The following is a 16,362-nucleotide window of genomic DNA, read 5'->3' on the forward strand; positions in this document are numbered from 1 at the left end:
AGGGGCAAGTCCATTCCTTAGGGCAATCTTTTGACAATCCGCCCGCTGTTACGCCGCGGTGCCGCTGATGCCGAACAATTCCAGCTTCAGCCCTTTTATTCCAGATGGCACATAAATCGCAATCGCCTGGGCCTTGATCATGCTGTCATAAATGCTGCCCTTGTTATCGATCGACAAGTAATAGGTATTGGGCCGTACTGGCACCTCGGCAGGAACCTGCGCCATATGGCGCAACTCGGCACCCGGAAGTGCCCGGCCCAGTAACAGGTCGATATTGTCCGGAGAGGATATTTTGAACTGCAAGGCCAGGCCCTCGGACCACAGTAATTTGGATGGCAATGTCATCGCGTTCTCCATGGTGAGCGTTGGAATCATGCTGCTTTGCCAGTCTGATGTTGCCAGCTTGGAAGTCCTTGATGTTGCGCAGCAACCCTGTTCAATTATTTGCGCAAACGCAATTTGCCTTGGAACAAACGCTCGGATACTGGCCATTCCGCCGCGCAGACACAGGAAACGAGAGATGGAGGACTTGCTGCCGTATTTCGAACGCGAGCTGGTGATGCTGCGGCGGCATTGCCGTGAGTTTGCCGAACGTTATCCGAGAATCGCCGGCAAATTGCACATGTCCGGCGAGTCTTGCGAAGATCCGCACGTCGAACACTTGATCGAATCGGTGGCCATGCTGGCGGCACGCGTCTCGAAACGGCTCGATGACGACTATCCGCAATTTACCGAAGCCTTGTTCGAAGCCCTGTTCCCGCATTATCTGCGCCCCTTTCCATCGTGCAGCATCGTGCGCCAGTCCGCCCCGGCGGCTGGAGCGGGCGTATTGCATCTGCCGGCCGGCAGTGAAATGGACGCAGCGCCTGTGCGCGGCGTGCGCTGCCGCTTCAAGACGGTCTACGGCATGACGAGCGGAACATCGGTACTGGACAGCGCGGTTTTCGAGGCGATGATCAAGGCGCCGCCGGGCATACGCCTGCCAGCATCAGCGACTTCCTCGCTGCACATCGGCATCCGGCATCTCGATGCGGCACCCGCAACACTGCGCGTTTTCATCGATGGCGAAGCGTCTTTTTCCGCCGCACTGCGCGATGCCTTGTTCATGCAAACAGTCTGCGCTTTCGTGTCGATCGACGCGCTGCAATGGATGGCCTTGCCCGTCGTGCCTGTGACGCCCGTCGGCTTCGGCGACACGGATGCCTTGCTACCTTTCGGTGCGCGTTCGCAGCCGATCACTTCCTTGGGCTGTATGTGCAAATCAACAGTTTCATTGAACTGGTGGCCGAGCCGTCGTACCAGGCGTCCAGGCGTTCTTCCAGATTATTCATCTTGTCCGACTTCCTCTCGCAAATCGGCAAGCAGGTCGGCAGGCGCCGCGATGCTGGCGCTGCCTTGCGGCACGGGGAACACGGAAGCCAGTTGGCCATTGCTCGCCATGCCGGGCAGCCATTTGTTCAGAAAATCGCCGAGCGCGATGGCGTGCGGCTGGAAATCCGCCCAGTCGCCGCTGGCACACGCTTGCGCGAATGCCACTTCCGGCCAGAACGGGATGGCGACCTTGCCGCCGGATTGCGCCGTGGCCCAGCCATCGCGGTGCAAGCCCCACACTTCTTGCGTATCAGCTACCTTGCGCACAAAGTAGGCATGGCGTTCGACGGACGGCAGCCCCGCCACCTGCTTGAGCTTTTCAGGATGCATAGTTTTCTCCTATCCCTTCAAACCTGCCCTGGCATCCAGCGCGGCCAGCAAAGCATTGTCGATATCGGCGATGATGGTGTGCGCCATCTCAATCCGCTTCCCACGCGATGGCGGCCGGCCGCGCGCCGCCTGTCCTGAAAAATGCGACAAAGGCACGCTCGCATTGTCCCACCTCCACGCACCACGCTTCCGGATACTCGTCCACCTGCCCATTGGCCAGCAGATAGCTGCAGGTGCCGTCCGCCTCTTCATCTCCCAGGGCATGAAAACTCAGGTCATCCTCTCCCGACAGATACATCAGCCAGGCGTTGCCGCCATTGCGCAGCATGCACAGGGCCGGCCCCTGTTCCGCGTTCGTGGCCCTGGTCAGCCACAGCTCGCACTGGGCCAGAGTCCGCGCTTCCCGCAGCGCCTGTTCCAGCGCAGCGACGGTGTCAACGGCGCGCGCATCGCCATGCAGATTCAATTCCATCGTCATGCCGTGCTCCCACTCAAATCATTCATCGCCAGCGCCGTGCTCAGGTACAGCTTGCCGCTCAGGTCTTGCAGCAGGCTGCTCTGGCGCAGGCGGTCCATCACGGGGCCCTTCACTTCGGCCAGGTTCAGGCTGATGCCGCGCTTGCTCAGTGCGCTGTTGAGTTCGATCAAGCCCAGCAAGGCCGTGCTGTCGATCTGGTTGACGGCCGACAGCACCAGCACCAGGTGGCGCGCCGTCGGGTGTCCCCGCAATTCGTCTTCCACGCGCTCCGTGACTGCTTCGACGTTGCCGAAGAACAAGCCCGCGTCGATGCGCAGCAGCAAGACGTCGGGCAAGGTTTGCGCCTCATAGCGCTCCACGTTGCGGAAGTGCTCACTGTTCGGGATACGCCCCAGCACGGCGATGTGCGGGCGGCTGGCGCGCCAGATCAGGGTGCCCATCGACAGCAGCACGCCGATCACCACGCCCGCTTCCACGCCCAGCACCAGCACGCCGGCCGTCGTCGCCAGCAGGGCCAGCGCATCGCTGCGGTCGTAGCGCCACGACAGTTTCAAGGTGTCCCAGTCCAGCAGGCTGGCCACGGCAAAGATAATGGTGGCCGCCAGCACGGGCAACGGCAGCAGGGCCAGCCAGCCCGTCGGCGCCACCAGCGCCAGCGCCAGCAAGCCCGCCGTGATGATGCTGGCCAGGGGCGTGTTGGCGCCCGCCTGGAAATTGACGGCCGAGCGGGAAATCGAGCCCGTGACGGGGAAGCCGCCCGACAGCGCGCTGGCCACATTGGCAGCCCCCAGACCCAGCAGTTCGCGGTTCGTATGCAGTTTTTCTCCGCGTTTTTGCGCCAGGGTCTGGGCGGCGGACATGCTCATCAAAAAGATGATGAAGGCGATCAGCAGCGCCGGCGACAGCAGGGTGCGCCAATGGGCGCCGGACGTGGCCAGGTTCAGGCCCGGCAGGCCGCTGGGCACGTGGCCCGTCGTCTGCACGCCCATCGCTTCCAGGCCGCCATAGGCGACAAGCGCGATGCCGGCCAGCACCAGCGCCATCGGCGCCAGGCGCGCGCCCACGTCGGCCGCCACCTGGCTCAAGCCGCAGCGCTGCAGCAGGCGCGATGCGTAGCGCTTGGCCAGCCACAGGAACAGCAGACCGGACAATCCAAGTACCAGGCTTGGCGTGTGCCAATGGGGCCATGTGGCGCCCAGCAAGGGCGTGATCTGGCCCCATATGATCAGGATCGCGGCGCCATTGCTGAAACCGCTGATCACGGGGCGCGACAGGAAGCTGGCCATGAAGCCCAGGCGCAACACGCCGCACAGCAGCAGGACGAGGCCGCTGATGAAGGCCAACTGGGCGGCCAGGACGATATACAGGGAGGAACCGGGGTCGGCCAGCGGCGCCAGGGCGGCGGCCGTCATCAGGGAAACGATGGCCATGGGGCCCACCGATTGCGTCATGCTGCTGCCGAACAGGGCGTACAGCACGGGCGGCAGGATGCTGGCGTAGATGCCCACCACGGGCGGCAAGCCGGCCACCAGCGCGTAGGCCATGCCTTGCGGCACCATCATCATGGCCACCACGATACCGGCGGTGATGTCTCCGGCCAACAAAGGACGCCGGTATTGCCTGAGCCAGAGCAGCATGAATGATCCCGAAATCTGAAAACCGAAGCCTATCATGCGACGCGGCCGGCTGACAGGGGGGACGATCGATGTCCGGGGTGGACGATGGCGACACGCCCCGCTTGCGCCACTCTGTTAGCGAGCGCACCGTCAGGCGCGCGCGCCCCGCAGATACTGGAGTCCAGCATCCGGGAGGCCAGCATGAACGAGAACAAGGACCAGTCCGTCGGCAATTTGCAGCGCAGCATCCAGCAAGAGCAGGATAGCCGCGATGCCGCCAAAACAAGTAAACAGGACAGCAAGTCCCCCGTGCAGACAGGCAGCCGCAGCCAGCCTGTCCCTCCCCTGCCGGCCCAGCACCTGGACAAGCCGGGCATCGAAGGGCAGATGCAGTTGCAACCGCGCTTCCTGGCGCCCGACTACTGCGGCAGTGGCAAGCTGGCCGGCATGGTGGCCGTCATCACGGGCGGCGATTCGGGCATCGGCCGCGCCGTGGCCGTGCTGTACGCGCGCGAAGGCGCCGACGTGGCCATCATTTACCTGAACGAACACGCGGACGCCCACGAAACCAAGCGCTACGTGGAAGCGGAAGGCCAGAGCTGCCTGTTGATTGCCGGCGATGTGCGCGAGCAGGGCTTTTGCCAGGACGCCGTCAGCCAGGTGCTGGACAAGTTCAACCATATCGACGTGCTGGTGAATAATGCCGCCTTCCAGGAGCATGCGGAATCGCTGCTGGACCTGAGCGAGGAGCGCTTCGACCTCACCATGAAAACCAATGTCTACGGTTACTTTCACATGGCCAAGGCCGTGCTGCCCCATTTGCAGCGGGGCGCGTCCATCATCAACACGGGCTCCGTGACAGGCTTGCAAGGCTCGAAGCACTTGCTCGACTATTCCACCACCAAGGGCGCCATCCATGCGTTCACCATGGCGCTGGCCGGCAACCTGCTCGACAAGGGCATCCGCGTCAACGCCATCGCGCCCGGTCCCGTCTGGACGCCGCTCAACCCGGCCGACAAGACGCCCGAGGAAATCCAGAAATTCGGCGCGGACACGGACATGCGGCGCCCGGCACAGCCCGAGGAATTGTCGCCCGCCTACGTCTTTTTGGCCTCGCCCGCCTGTTCCAGCTACATCACGGGCATCATCCTGCCCGTCACCGGCAGCGTGGGATAAGCGATCGCGCGCGCCAGGAAGAAAATCAGGGCCAGACAGACCCAGACCGTCACCCCGCCCGCGCCGGAAGTAGGGCACGGCAGCAACATGATTGTCCTGCCCGCCCTGCTGCGGCAAAGCCTGGGCAGCAAGCGCGCAGCGACGTCCGCTTCCCGCAAGCGGCCAGGCGCAAGGCGACCTGAAGCACGCCACCCAGTCCCGGAATATCTTCAAGCAGATAAATGCATTGACTTTGGTCAAGCTTCTCGCTACGTTACGCACACAGCCTGCCATCCGGCAAGCCCTGTCATGCGTGCGAAAAAAAAATGGATGCCGAGTTAGATCAGCTTATCCTCAGCGGCGCCCCGGGCGGCGTCGTCATCACGAACGAAGACCATGCCGTCGTGCGCTGGACGGCCGGTGCGCAGCGCATTTTCGGCTATGTCAGCGATGAAGCGCTGGGGCGCACGCTGTGGGAACTGATCTCGCTGCCGGGACAGGCAGAGGCGGCCCCGCTGGTCGACGAGCAACTGACTCTGAACGGCAGCTATGACCGCGAATCGCTGCGGCGGCGCAAGGATGGTGAACTCATCTACGTCGATGTGGCATGCCAGGCCGCCCAGGCCGCGCCGGACGGCCCCCGCTACCTGATTTCCACCATGAAGGACACGACCTTGCTGAAGGCGGCGCGCGACGCCCAGTTCGTTGATGTACGCTACCGCGTGCTGTTCGAGTCGACGCCGGACAGCGTCATCATGGTCAATGCCACGGGCGCCATCGTGCTGGCCAACCAGCAGGCGCAGCGGCTGTTCGGCTATGCCGAAGGCGAATTGAGCGGCAGGCAAATCGATAGTCTGCTGCCGCAACGCCTGCGCCATGCGCACGTAGGGCACCGCTCGCGCTATTTCGACCAGCCCCGTACGCGCACCATGGGCGCCGACCTGGAGTTGCTGGGCCTGCGCAAGGACAATGTCGAGTTCCCCGTGGAAATCAGCCTGTCGCCGATCCAGACGGAGATCGGCACCTTCGTCATCAGCGCCATTCGCGACGTCAGCGACCGCCGCCGTGCTGAGCAAAAGTTCCGCGGCTTGCTCGAATCGGCGCCGGACGCCATCGTCATCGTCAATGGCGACGGCGAGATCGTGCTCGTCAACTCGCAAACGGAACGCCTGTTCGGCTATTCCCGCGCAGAGTTGCTTGGCCGCAATGTGGAAGTGCTGATCCCGGCCCGCTACGCCGCCGAGCATCCGCATCACCGCCAGGCCTTTTCTGCGGCCCCGCGCGCCCGCTCCATGGGCGCAGGCCTGGAACTGTACGGCTTGCGCCGCGATGGCACCGAGTTTCCCGTCGAAATCAGCCTGTCGCCGCTGGAAACGGACGAAGGGATGCTGGTCTCGTCGGCTATCCGCGACATCACCGAACGCAAGCACATCGAACGCACGCTCAACGAACAGAAAATCGAACTCGAGCGGGCCAGCCAGGCGAAGGACCGCTTTCTCACCAGCATGTCGCATGAACTGCGCACGCCACTGAACGCCATCCTCGGCTTTGCCCAGCTGCTGGCCAACGAAGCCCTGCCCGCGACCGTGCTGCAAAAGCGCGCCTTCGTGCAAAACATCGTCACCTCGGGCCGCCACCTGCTCACCCTGATCAATGAAATCCTCGACCTGGCGAAGATCGAGTCCGGCAGCCTGAGTCTGTCGATCGAACCGGTGGCGCTACCCGCGCTGCTCGATGAAGTGCGCGTGATGATGGAAGAACAGGCGCAGCAGCGCCAGATCCACCTGGCCTTTCCAGCCTGCGAGCCGCTGACGCTCAGGGCCGACCATACGCGCCTCAAGCAAGTGCTGCTGAACCTGCTATCGAACGCCATCAAGTACAACCGCCCGGCCGGCAAGGTGGAGCTGGAAATCTCGCGGCCCGGGGCGCAGCGCGTGCGCATCGCCATCCGCGACACGGGCAAGGGACTGGACGACGCGCAGATGGCGGAACTGTTCCAGCCGTTTAACCGCCTGGGACAGGAGGCAGGCAGCGAAGAAGGCACGGGCATAGGCCTGGTCGTCACCAAGCGCCTGGTCGAACTGATGGGCGGCAGCATGGGCGTGCACAGCTGCGTCGGCGTGGGCAGCGTGTTCTGGATCGAACTCGACACCATGGTCGCGCCGCCCGCCAACCGGCAGCCGGATAGGGAATATCTGCACGAGCCCGCCGGCGACGCTGCCGGCGACCAGGCGTTGCTGCTGTATGTGGAAGACAATCCCGCCAGCCTGCGGCTGGTGGAAGACATCGTCAGTTTCCTGCCCCATCTGCGCATGATCTCGGCCACCGATGCGCGCCAAGGTATCGCGCTGGCGCTGGAACGCCGCCCCGATGTCATCCTGATGGATATCAACCTGCCCGGCATGAATGGTAACCAGGCACAGCGCATCCTGCGCAACGATACGCGCACGGCGCACATCCCCGTCATCGCCCTGACGGCCAATGCCATGAAAGGCGACATCCGGCACGGCCTGGCTGCGGGCTTTTTCCGCTACCTGACCAAGCCCGTCGAGATTCCCCAGCTCAACGCGGCCATCGACGAAGCCCTGCAGCTGGCGCGCGCCGTCCTGCCGTGCAAGCCGGAGGAGTAAAGGCCAGCTTTTCAGCGTGCCATCGAGCTCCAGGCGAACGTCATAGTGCAAACGGCTGGCGCAATGCGTCTGGATGACCCGGCAAATGTAAGTGTTTGTAATTGGCCAGCATCGCTGTCAACGCTATTGCCGTACGGCGCGTTTTTGCCTCAGTGACAGGAGAAATGCATCTCCTGAACTCCCCCCCCCCCCACTTCTTGAGGAACTGCATCATGAAAAAACGCATTGTCAACCTGACTGCTACTCTGATCGCCGGCTTGTTCGCTACCGCAGCCTTTGCCCAAACGCCAGCCGTGCCTGCCAAGGCCGAAGCCAAACACACCAAGGAAGTGGCAAAAGCAGAAGCCAAGGAAACCAAGGCCGTCGTGAAAGCCGAGGCGAAAGAAGCAGTCGTCGCAGCCGATGCGAAAGCCGATGTCGCCAGCGCCAAGGCCGACGCCAAAGCCACCAAGGCCAAAGCCCATCACAAAGCCAATAAAGCCAAAGCAAAAGCTGCGGAAGACAAGGCTGAAGCGACCGCAGCAGCCAAGTAATCGCCACCGCACGATTGCGGCAGGCGCCAAGCAAAAAGACAGCTTCCGCTGTCTTTTTGCATTTTCATGCCTTCTTATCCAATGAACATCGCTTAAACCACACGATTGTAAGAAAGTGTAAACAAGGTCAACCGTAACCTTCCGGGCCGCGTTTTCTGCTCAGTGACACGGGAATCTTCCCGACACCAACAGACACACCAGACAAACCACCACTGAGGACTGCACCATGAAAAAAGCAATTGTTACCCTGATCGCCGGCCTGTTCGCAACTGCAGCCTTCGCCCAAACCCCTGCCGTTCCGGCAGCGCCCGCCAAGGCGGAAGCGGCCCACACCAAGACCGTCGTGAAAGCGGATGCCAAGGAAGCGCAAGCCGTCGTGAAGGCGGATGCCAAAGAAGCGAAAGCCGTCGTCGCCGCGAAAACGGACGTCGTCAGCGCGAAAACGGAAGCGGCCACCACGAAAGCCAAGGCACACCACAAGGCCAAGAAAACCAAGGCCAAGGCTGACGAAAAACTGGCGTCGGCCACCGCCGAAGCGGCTCCTGCCAAGTAATTCCGACACACCTGACTGACCACCTATACCAAGGACCTTAAAATGAAAAAAGTCATCGCCACCCTGATCGCCAGCCTGTTCGCCACCGCCGCTTTCGCCCAGACGCCAGCCGTCGCGCCAGTCGCTCCAGTGGCACCGATTCCTGTCGTCGCCCCTGTCGTCAAGGCCGAAGCGCCGGCAGCAGCCGCCAAACCAGCGGCGCACAAGAAAGCCAAGCATCACAAGGCGAAGAAAGCCGCGCCAGCCGACAAGGCAGCGCCTGCCGAACCAGCAGTACCGGCAGCGCCAGCAGCGCCAGCCAAGTAATCGCGGCGGCACAAACCAAAAAGACAGGGTTTTCCCTGTCTTTTTTTCGTCCGCTTTTTTGTTCGCTTATTGCGGCATCAGCACCGTGTCGATGACATTGATCACGCCATGCGACTGGTACACGTCATAGGTGCTGATATTGGCGCTGTTGCCGCCCTCGTTCATCACGACGATGTTGTGCATGCCGTTCATGGCGAACATCAGTTTGCCGCAAACGGATTCAACTGATTGTCGGCTTACGCGCTGCGCGCCAAGCCGACCTACGCGAGCCATAAAAAAAGGCTCTGTCCTCGGCAAATAGGGGAAATGCCGGAATCTTCCCTTGGCAGTGCTGTCTGACTCTGCATACTCACCACACAGGGAGCAGATCATGCCGCCAGCCGAATGGATCAGCTTTATCGCCCAGTTCGCGCAGTTGAACCGGCGCCAGCGGCAGGCAGGAATGGCCTTGCTGCGTGGCAACGCGCCGCACGACGCCACCGTCGCGCTGCTGGAAAGTGTGGCGCAGCCGCGCTTGGCCTGTCCCGCCTGCCACTCGCCTCACCTGCACCGGCATGGCCATGCGCACGGCCTGCAGCGCTACCGCTGCGTGCCTTGCGGGCGCACCTTCAATGCCTTGACGGGCACGCCGCTGGCACGCTTGCGCCACAAGGCGCTGTGGCTCGCGTATGCCGAGTGCCTGCTTGATTCCAGGTCGGTGCGCCAGGCCGCTCAGCAGCTGGGACTGCACCGCAACACCACGTTTCGCTGGCGCCACCGCTTTCTCAGCATAGCCAAGACGGACCGGCCGCATGGTCTGCATGGCATTGCCGAGGCCGATGAGCTATATGTGCTGGAATCGGAAAAGGGATCCCGGCAGATGACGCGTCCGGCCCGCCGCCGGGGCGGACGTGCCCGCCAACGCGGCATTTCCAATGAACAGGTCTGCATCCTGGTGGCGCGCGACCGCACAGGCCAGACCCTCGATTTCGTCACGGGCAAAGGGGCGTTGACGAAGGCACAGCTGCGCCGTTATTTGTTGCCCGTCATCGACAAGGATGTTCTGCTGGTCACGGATGGCCATGCCGCCTACCGGGCCTTCGCCAGGGAAGCGGGCATCAGCCACCAGGCCGTCAACTTGCGCGCCGGCATCCGCGTGCAGGGCGCCGCTCACGTGCAGAACGTCAACGCCTATCACAGCCGCTTGCGGCAATGGCTGCGTCCCTTTCACGGCGTGGCGACGCGCTACCTGCCGAACTACCTGGGATGGCGCTGGATACTCGACGCCAGGCGCATCCGTTCAGCAGAAACGTTATTGAAAGCAACGCTGGGAGCGTTCCCACATCTGGCGGTGACATAGCCTAAAAAAACGGCGCCGTGCAAGCGCACGACGCCGTTCCCGATATGCATCCCTTGCCGCGGGCCGGAATGCTCCAGCCCGCGGTGCCGGGAAACTAGTTGGCCGCCACTTGCGGTTCCGTCTCGCCCCAGCCGCCGCCCAGGGCGCGGATCAGCGCCACCGTGGTGACGGCGCGGTTGCCGCGCAGCTGCACGGCGTTGCGCTCGATGGCAGCCAGATTGCGCTGCGCGTCGAGCAGATCGAGGTAGCTGGAACGGCCCGCATCGTACAGCTTTTGCGCCAGGTCGGCCGAGCGGCGCGCCGAAACGACGGCTTCGTCGATCTGCTGCGTCTGGCCCGACAGGATGCGCAGGCCGGCCAGGTTGTCTTCCACCTCGGCGAAGGCCACCAGCACGCTCTGGCGATACGTCGCCACCGATTCTTCCAGCTGCGCTTCGCTGCGGCTCACGGCTGCCTTATTGCGTCCGCCGTCGATGATCGGCATCGACATCAGGGCGCCCAGCAGCCAGGAGCGGCTGCTCCACTTGAAGATGTCCGAGAAGGCATCGGACGCGCCGCCACCGGAGGCGTTCAAGGTCAATGCGGGGAACATGGCCGATTTCGCCACGCCGATGCGCGCATTCGACGCTTCCATGGTGCGCTGTGCCGAGGCGATGTCGGGACGGCGTTCCAGCAGGGACGACGGCATGCCGGCCGGGATCACGGGCAGGAAGCCGCTGTCCTGCAGCGGGTTGACGCTCGCCGTGAAACTGGCGGCCGGTTTGCCCAGCAGGACAGCCAGCGCATGCTCGCTGGTGGCGCGCTGGCGCTGCAAGCCGATGGCTTCGGCGCGCGTCGTCGACAGCTCCGTGCGGGCACGGGACAGGTCGAATTCACCGATGTCGCCCAGGTCATAGCGGCGCTGGTTCACATGCACGCTTTCTTCGCGCAGGCGCACCGTCTGGGCCAATGTCGCCAGTTCCGCGTCCGTGGCGCGCAGCTGGAAGTAGGTCTGCGCCACGTCGGCCTGCAAGGACAGCAGCACCGAGCGGTAGGTCGCTTCCACGGCCAACGCATCGCTGCGCGAGGCGCTGACGTTAGCCGCCACCCTGCCGAACAGATCGACTTCATAGCTGGCCGTCAGATTCGCCTGGTAGACGTTGGTCGCCGCCACCGGCGCGCCGTTCGGCAAGCCGAGCGACACGGCGGAAGCGCGGTTGCGCTGGCCGCCCACGTTGACGCCCACTTGCGGGATGCGGTCCGCTTCGGCGATGCCGGCAATCGCCCTCGCCTGCTTGACGCGGGCGGCGGCGACGGCCAGGTTGGCATTCGCCTGCGTGGCTTCGTTGATCAGGTTAGTCAGGGCCGGATCATTGAAGGCCAGCCACCACTCGCCGCGCGCCTGGCGCTCGGCAGGCACGCCCTGCTTCCAGCGCGTGCCATCGGCTGCCGTCTGCACGGCGGGCAGGCCTTGCACTTCCTTGAACGCGGCCGGCGTCTCGATCTGCGGCTGCTTGAACTCCGGCGCCGCGCAGGCGGCCAGCAGGACGGCGGCTGCCATGGCGGTCAGCACAGGCTTGACGCGCCAGATGATTTCCTTGGTTTTCAATATATATCTCCTTCCAGGTCCAGCGCTGGCGCGGCGACAGGCTTGGCGGCAGCGGCGGCTGGTTTTTTCTCAAAGCGCTGCGCCAGGGTGCGCAGCAGTACGTAGAACACGGGCGTCAGGAACAGGCCGAAGAAGGTCACGCCCAGCATGCCGGCGAACACCGCCACGCCCATGGCATGGCGCATTTCCGAACCGGCGCCGCTCGAGAACACCAGGGGCACCACGCCCATGATGAAGGCGATCGACGTCATCAGGATCGGACGCAGGCGCAGACGGCACGCTTCCAGCGCCGCTTGCACGACGCTGCGGCCATGCTCTTCCAGTTCGCGGGCAAATTCCACGATCAGAATCGCATTCTTCGACGCCAGCCCCACCAGCACGAACAGCGCGATCTGGGTGAACACGTTGTTGTCGCCGCCGGTCAGTTTGACGCCCAACAACGCGCAGAGGATGGACATCGGCACGATCAGGATCACGGCCAGCGGCAGGGTCCAGCTTTCGTACTGGGCGGCCAGCACCAGGAACACCAGCAGCACGCACAGCGGGAAGACATAGATCATCGTATTGCCGGACAAGATGTCCTGGTAGGTCAGCTCCGTCCACTCGTACGAAATCCCCTGCGGCAGCACTTCCTTGGCGATGCGTTCCAGCGCCGCTTGCGCCTGGCCGCTCGATACGCCAGGGGCTGCGCCGCCATTGAAATCGGCTGCGGCATACGCGTTGTAGCGCTGAACGCGGTCCGGGCCATAGCTGTCCTTGACGCGCATCAGCGACGACAAAGGAATCATCTCGCCCTTGTCGTTGCGTACCTTCAGCTGCGCGATATCCTGCGCATGCGAACGGAACGCGGCATCGGCCTGCACGCGCACCTGGTAGGTGCGGCCAAACTGGTTGAAGTCATTCACGTACAGCGAACCGAGATTGATCTGCAAGGTCTGGTAAATCGTTTGCAGCTGCACGCCCATCTGCTTGGCTTTCACGCGATCGACGTCGGCGAACAGCTGCGGCACGTTGATCTGGTAGCCCGAGAACACGCCCGCCAGTTCCGGCGTCTGGTACGCTTTCGCGGCCAGCGCCTGGGTGGCGTTGTACAGCGCGTCGTAACCGAGGTTGCCGCGGTCTTCGATCATCATCTTGAAGCCGCCGATGGTACCGAGGCCGTTGACCGGCGGCGGCGGGAAGACCATGATGAAGGCGTCCTGGATACCGCCCAGGCGCTTGTTGATTTCGGCCGCGATGGCGCCGCCCGACAATTCCTTGCTGCCGCGCTCATCGAACGGCTTCAGGGTGGCGAAGACGATACCGGCGTTCGGCGCATTGGTGAAGTCGTTGATCGACAGGCCGGGGAAGGCGATGGTCGACTCGACGCCGGGCACCGACTTGATGACGTCGGACATGCGGCGCACGACATCTTCCGTGCGGTCCAGCGAGGCGGCGTCAGGCAATTGCGCAAAGCCCACCAGGTATTGCTTGTCCTGCGCTGGCACGAAGCCGGCCGGCACGGACTTGAAGGTGAAGATGGCGGCAACGACCAGCAGCGCATACACGCCCAGCGAGGCGCTCTTGCGGCCCAACACGCCCTTCACGCCCGCTTCATAGCGGTGCGAAGCGCGGCCGAAGAAGCGGTTGAACCAGGCGAAGAAGCGGCCGAAGACCATGTCCATGCCGCGCGTCAGCGCGTCTTTCGGCGCGTCGTGCGGTTTCAACAGCGCGGCCGACAGGGCTGGCGCCAGAGTCAGCGAGCTGAAAGCGGAGATCACGGTCGAAATGGCGATGGTCAGCGCGAACTGGCGGTAGAACTCGCCCGACAGGCCGGGCACGAAGGCGATCGGCACGAATACGGCGCACAGCACCAGGGCGATGGCGACGATAGGACCGCTGACCTCTTTCATGGCCTGGATGGTGGCGTCGCGCGGCGAGAGGCCTTCCTCGATATTGCGCTCGACGTTTTCCACCACCACGATGGCGTCATCGACAACGATACCGATAGCCAGCACGAGGCCGAACAGCGACAGGGTGTTGATCGAGAAGCCAAAGCCCAGCATCACGGCAAAGGTGCCGACGATGGAGACGGGAACGGCCAGCAACGGAATGATCGAGGCGCGCCAGGTTTGCAGGAAGATGATCACCACCAGCACCACCAGGGCTATCGCTTCCAGCAGGGTATGGATCACGGCTTCGATGGACGAGCGCACGAACTGCGTCGGGTCGTACTCGATGCGGTATTCCACGCCTTGCGGGAAGTCTTTTTTCAGTTCGTCCATCTTGGAGCGCACGTCGGAAGACAGTTGCAGCGCGTTGGCGTTGGGCGCTTCGAAAATACCCATGCCGACGGCCGGATCATTGTTCAGCAGCGACCGCAGCGAATAGCTGTTGGCGCCCATTTCCACGCGCGCCACGTCTTTGAGGTGCGTCACGGCGCCGTCGGCATTGGTGCGCACGATGATGGCGCCAAATTCCTCGGGCGTCTGCAGACGGCCCTGGGTATTGACGGTCAGCTGGAAGTCCGAGTTCTTCGCTGGCGAGGCGCCGATCACGCCGGCGGCCACCTGCACGTTCTGCTCGCGGATGGCGTCGACGACGTCATTGGCCGTCATGCCGCGCGCCGCCACCTTTTGCGGATCGAGCCAGATGCGCATGGCGTAGTCGCCGGCGCCGAAGATCTGGATGTCGCCCATGCCGGGCAGGCGTGCCAGCTGGTCCTTGACGTTCAGCACCGCGTAGTTACGCAGATACATGTCGTCATAGCGCTTGTTTGGCGAGACCAGGTGCACCACCATGGTCAGATTCGGCGACGATTTCACCGTCGTCACGCCGATCTGGCGCACTTCCTCGGGCAGGCGCGGCAAGGCGCGCTGCACGCGGTTCTGCACCTGCGTCTCGGCCTGCTCGACGTTGGTGCCGATCTTGAAGGTCACGGTCAGCATCATCGAACCATCAGAGGTGTTTTGCGAGGACATGTAGAGCATGTTCTCGACGCCATTGATCTGCTCTTCGAGCGGCGCGGCGACGGTTTCGGCGATCACTTTCGGGTTGGCGCCCGGGTACTGCGCGCGCACCACCACGGATGGCGGCACGACGTCGGGATATTCGGAAATGGGCAGGCCGAAAATCGACAGCAGCCCGGCCACGAATATGACGATCGACAGCACCGCCGCGAAAATCGGCTTGTCGATGAAAAAGCGGGAAAAATTCATGTTTATTCCTTGGAAGTCGATGCTGCTTTGGCGGCGATCTTGGCTGCTTCAGGTTTCGCAGGGGCGGCAGGCGCGGTCGGGTCGAAATCCATGGCCACCATCTGCGGCGTCACGGGTGCGCCGGGGCGCACGCGCTGCAAGCCGTTGACGACGATTTTCTCGCCCGCTTTCAAGCCTTCGCGCACCACGCGCAAGCCGTCCGAGGTCGGGCCCAGCTTGACGGCGCGGTATTCAGCCTTGTTGTCTGCACCCACCACGTACACGTATTTGCGGCTTTGATCCGTGCCGACGGCGCGGTCGGAGATCAACAGCGCCGTGCTTTGCGCCTGCGGGCCGTTGCCGCCGTCGAGCAAGATGCGCGCGAACAGGCCAGGCACCAGCTGGCGCTCGGCGTTGGCGAAGGTGGCGCGCATGCGCACGCTGCCCGTGGCCGGATCGAGCTGGTTGTCGACGAATTCCAGCTTGCCTTCGTGCGGGAAGCCCGTTTCGTTGGCCAGGCCCACCTTGACGGTGACGGGCGTGCCCTTTTGCGCCGTACCGGCCACGCGCAGATACGTATCTTCATCGCCGTCGAAGCTGGCGTAGATGCGGTCCGTCGAGACCACCGACGTCAAGATGGCGGAAGCGTCGATCAGGTTGCCGACGGTGATTTCCGCCTTGCTGACACGGCCGCTGATCGGCGCCTGCACCTGCGTGTACGACAGGTTCAGCCTGGCTGCTTCATACGCGGCTTGCGCCGAGCGGGCGTTCGCATCCAGCTCTTTCAAGCCCGACGCCTTTTCATCGAATTCACGCTGGGCGATGGCTTTTTCGGCCAGCAGCTTTTCAGCGCGCGACAGTTCCAGCTTGGCCAGTTCCGCCTTGGCGCGGGCGGAAGCTGCCGTGCCTTCGGCGCGCGACACTTCAGCCTGGAAGGGGCGCGGATCGATGACGAACAGCACATCGCCCTTTTTCACTTCGCTGCCCGGCTTGAAGTTGACGGCCGTGATGAAGCCGCCGACGCGCGAGCGGATTTCCACGCGCTCGATCGCTTCCAGGCGGCCCGAAAATTCCTGCGTTTCCGTGATCTGTTTTTCAATGACGGCGGCGGCCGAGATGGGCGGGCCGCCGGCAGCTGGCGCGTCGGGCACCTTGCTGTTGGCCGAATCGCAGCCGGCCAGGCTCACGGCCACCAGTCCTGCCAGCGCGAGCGAGGCAGCCAGGGGCTTCAGCAGAGTGGAAAATTGTTGAACGTTTTTCATTTTATTTCCCTGTTTTATGAAAATT

General features: G+C 63.3%; 13 protein-coding genes and 3 pseudogenes. 7 read left to right on the forward strand and 9 right to left on the reverse strand.

Annotated elements, in window-relative coordinates:
* Window positions 1–48: 48 nt before the first annotated feature.
* Window positions 49–375 (reverse strand): type VI secretion system baseplate subunit TssK, encoded by a 327-nt coding sequence (gene tssK, locus AC54AF_RS22560; protein ID WP_496638331.1) that lies wholly within the window; start codon window positions 373–375, stop codon window positions 49–51.
* 145 nt (window positions 376–520) lie between these two features.
* Between tssK and AC54AF_RS22565 the strand changes: the two are divergent.
* A pseudogene (locus AC54AF_RS22565) lies at window positions 521–1,219 on the forward strand (type VI secretion system baseplate subunit TssF); the annotation flags it as partial.
* Window positions 1,220–1,323: 104 nt separating this feature from the next.
* Here AC54AF_RS22565 and AC54AF_RS22570 read toward each other — a convergent pair.
* The 3 genes from AC54AF_RS22570 to AC54AF_RS22580 all read right to left on the reverse strand — a co-directional run bounded on the left by AC54AF_RS22570 (window position 1,324) and on the right by AC54AF_RS22580 (window position 3,816).
* The gene (locus tag AC54AF_RS22570) at window positions 1,324–1,701 is read right to left on the reverse strand and encodes a DUF2750 domain-containing protein (protein ID WP_496638332.1); all 378 of its coding nucleotides are present in this window, start codon (window positions 1,699–1,701) and stop codon (window positions 1,324–1,326) included.
* 88 nt (window positions 1,702–1,789) lie between these two features.
* Window positions 1,790–2,179, reverse strand: a complete 390-nt coding sequence (locus tag AC54AF_RS22575; protein ID WP_496638333.1) for an Imm1 family immunity protein — start codon at window positions 2,177–2,179, stop codon at window positions 1,790–1,792.
* A complete protein-coding gene (locus AC54AF_RS22580; protein ID WP_496638334.1) occupies window positions 2,176–3,816 on the reverse strand; it encodes a SulP family inorganic anion transporter in 1,641 nt (546 codons plus the stop codon). Before AC54AF_RS22580 ends, AC54AF_RS22575 begins: the two co-directional genes overlap by 4 nt.
* 180 nt (window positions 3,817–3,996) lie before the next feature.
* On the opposite strand from AC54AF_RS22580, the gene AC54AF_RS22585 reads away from it, so the two are divergent.
* Entirely contained in the window at window positions 3,997–4,971 is a 975-nt protein-coding gene (locus tag AC54AF_RS22585; RefSeq protein WP_496638335.1) for an SDR family oxidoreductase, read from the forward strand.
* Window positions 4,972–5,276: 305 nt separating this feature from the next.
* Window positions 5,277–7,580, forward strand: coding sequence for a PAS domain S-box protein (locus AC54AF_RS22590; protein WP_496638336.1), 2,304 nt, complete (start codon window positions 5,277–5,279; stop codon window positions 7,578–7,580).
* A 3-nt stretch (window positions 7,581–7,583) separates the two neighbouring features.
* On the opposite strand, the pseudogene AC54AF_RS22595 reads toward AC54AF_RS22590, so the two are convergent.
* Window positions 7,584–7,658 (reverse strand): annotated as a pseudogene (locus AC54AF_RS22595) (DNA polymerase ligase N-terminal domain-containing protein); the annotation flags it as partial.
* A gap of 134 nt (window positions 7,659–7,792) precedes the next feature.
* Between AC54AF_RS22595 and AC54AF_RS22600 the strand changes: the two are divergent.
* From AC54AF_RS22600 to AC54AF_RS22610, 3 genes are all read left to right on the forward strand, one after another.
* Window positions 7,793–8,113 (forward strand): hypothetical protein, encoded by a 321-nt coding sequence (locus tag AC54AF_RS22600; RefSeq protein ID WP_496638337.1) that lies wholly within the window; start codon window positions 7,793–7,795, stop codon window positions 8,111–8,113.
* Window positions 8,114–8,339: 226 nt separating this feature from the next.
* Window positions 8,340–8,666: a hypothetical protein gene (locus AC54AF_RS22605; RefSeq protein WP_496638338.1), complete on the forward strand. Its 327-nt coding sequence runs from the start codon at window positions 8,340–8,342 to the stop codon at window positions 8,664–8,666.
* A 42-nt stretch (window positions 8,667–8,708) separates the two neighbouring features.
* Window positions 8,709–8,972, forward strand: coding sequence for a hypothetical protein (locus AC54AF_RS22610; protein ID WP_496638339.1), 264 nt, complete (start codon window positions 8,709–8,711; stop codon window positions 8,970–8,972).
* Between the two features lie 66 nt (window positions 8,973–9,038).
* Here AC54AF_RS22610 and AC54AF_RS22615 read toward each other — a convergent pair.
* Window positions 9,039–9,182 (reverse strand): annotated as a pseudogene (locus AC54AF_RS22615) (fasciclin domain-containing protein); the annotation flags it as partial.
* Between the two features lie 160 nt (window positions 9,183–9,342).
* On the opposite strand from AC54AF_RS22615, the gene AC54AF_RS22620 reads away from it, so the two are divergent.
* A complete protein-coding gene (locus AC54AF_RS22620; RefSeq protein ID WP_496638340.1) occupies window positions 9,343–10,311 on the forward strand; it encodes an IS1595 family transposase in 969 nt (322 codons plus the stop codon).
* A 94-nt stretch (window positions 10,312–10,405) separates the two neighbouring features.
* Here the strand turns inward: AC54AF_RS22620 and AC54AF_RS22625 are convergent, their stop codons facing one another.
* From AC54AF_RS22625 to AC54AF_RS22635, 3 genes are read right to left on the reverse strand one after another with little or no spacing between them, the layout of a single operon-like run.
* Window positions 10,406–11,851 carry an efflux transporter outer membrane subunit gene (locus tag AC54AF_RS22625; RefSeq protein WP_496638362.1) on the reverse strand — a complete coding sequence of 482 codons (1,446 nt, stop codon included), beginning with the start codon at window positions 11,849–11,851 and terminating at the stop codon, window positions 10,406–10,408.
* A gap of 44 nt (window positions 11,852–11,895) precedes the next feature.
* Window positions 11,896–15,096, reverse strand: a complete 3,201-nt coding sequence (locus tag AC54AF_RS22630) for a multidrug efflux RND transporter permease subunit (RefSeq protein WP_131686361.1) — start codon at window positions 15,094–15,096, stop codon at window positions 11,896–11,898.
* A 2-nt stretch (window positions 15,097–15,098) separates the two neighbouring features.
* Window positions 15,099–16,337, reverse strand: coding sequence for an efflux RND transporter periplasmic adaptor subunit (locus AC54AF_RS22635; protein WP_496638341.1), 1,239 nt, complete (start codon window positions 16,335–16,337; stop codon window positions 15,099–15,101).
* Window positions 16,338–16,362: the final 25 nt, after the last annotated feature.

Source organism: Janthinobacterium sp. JF4 (genome assembly GCF_059617925.1).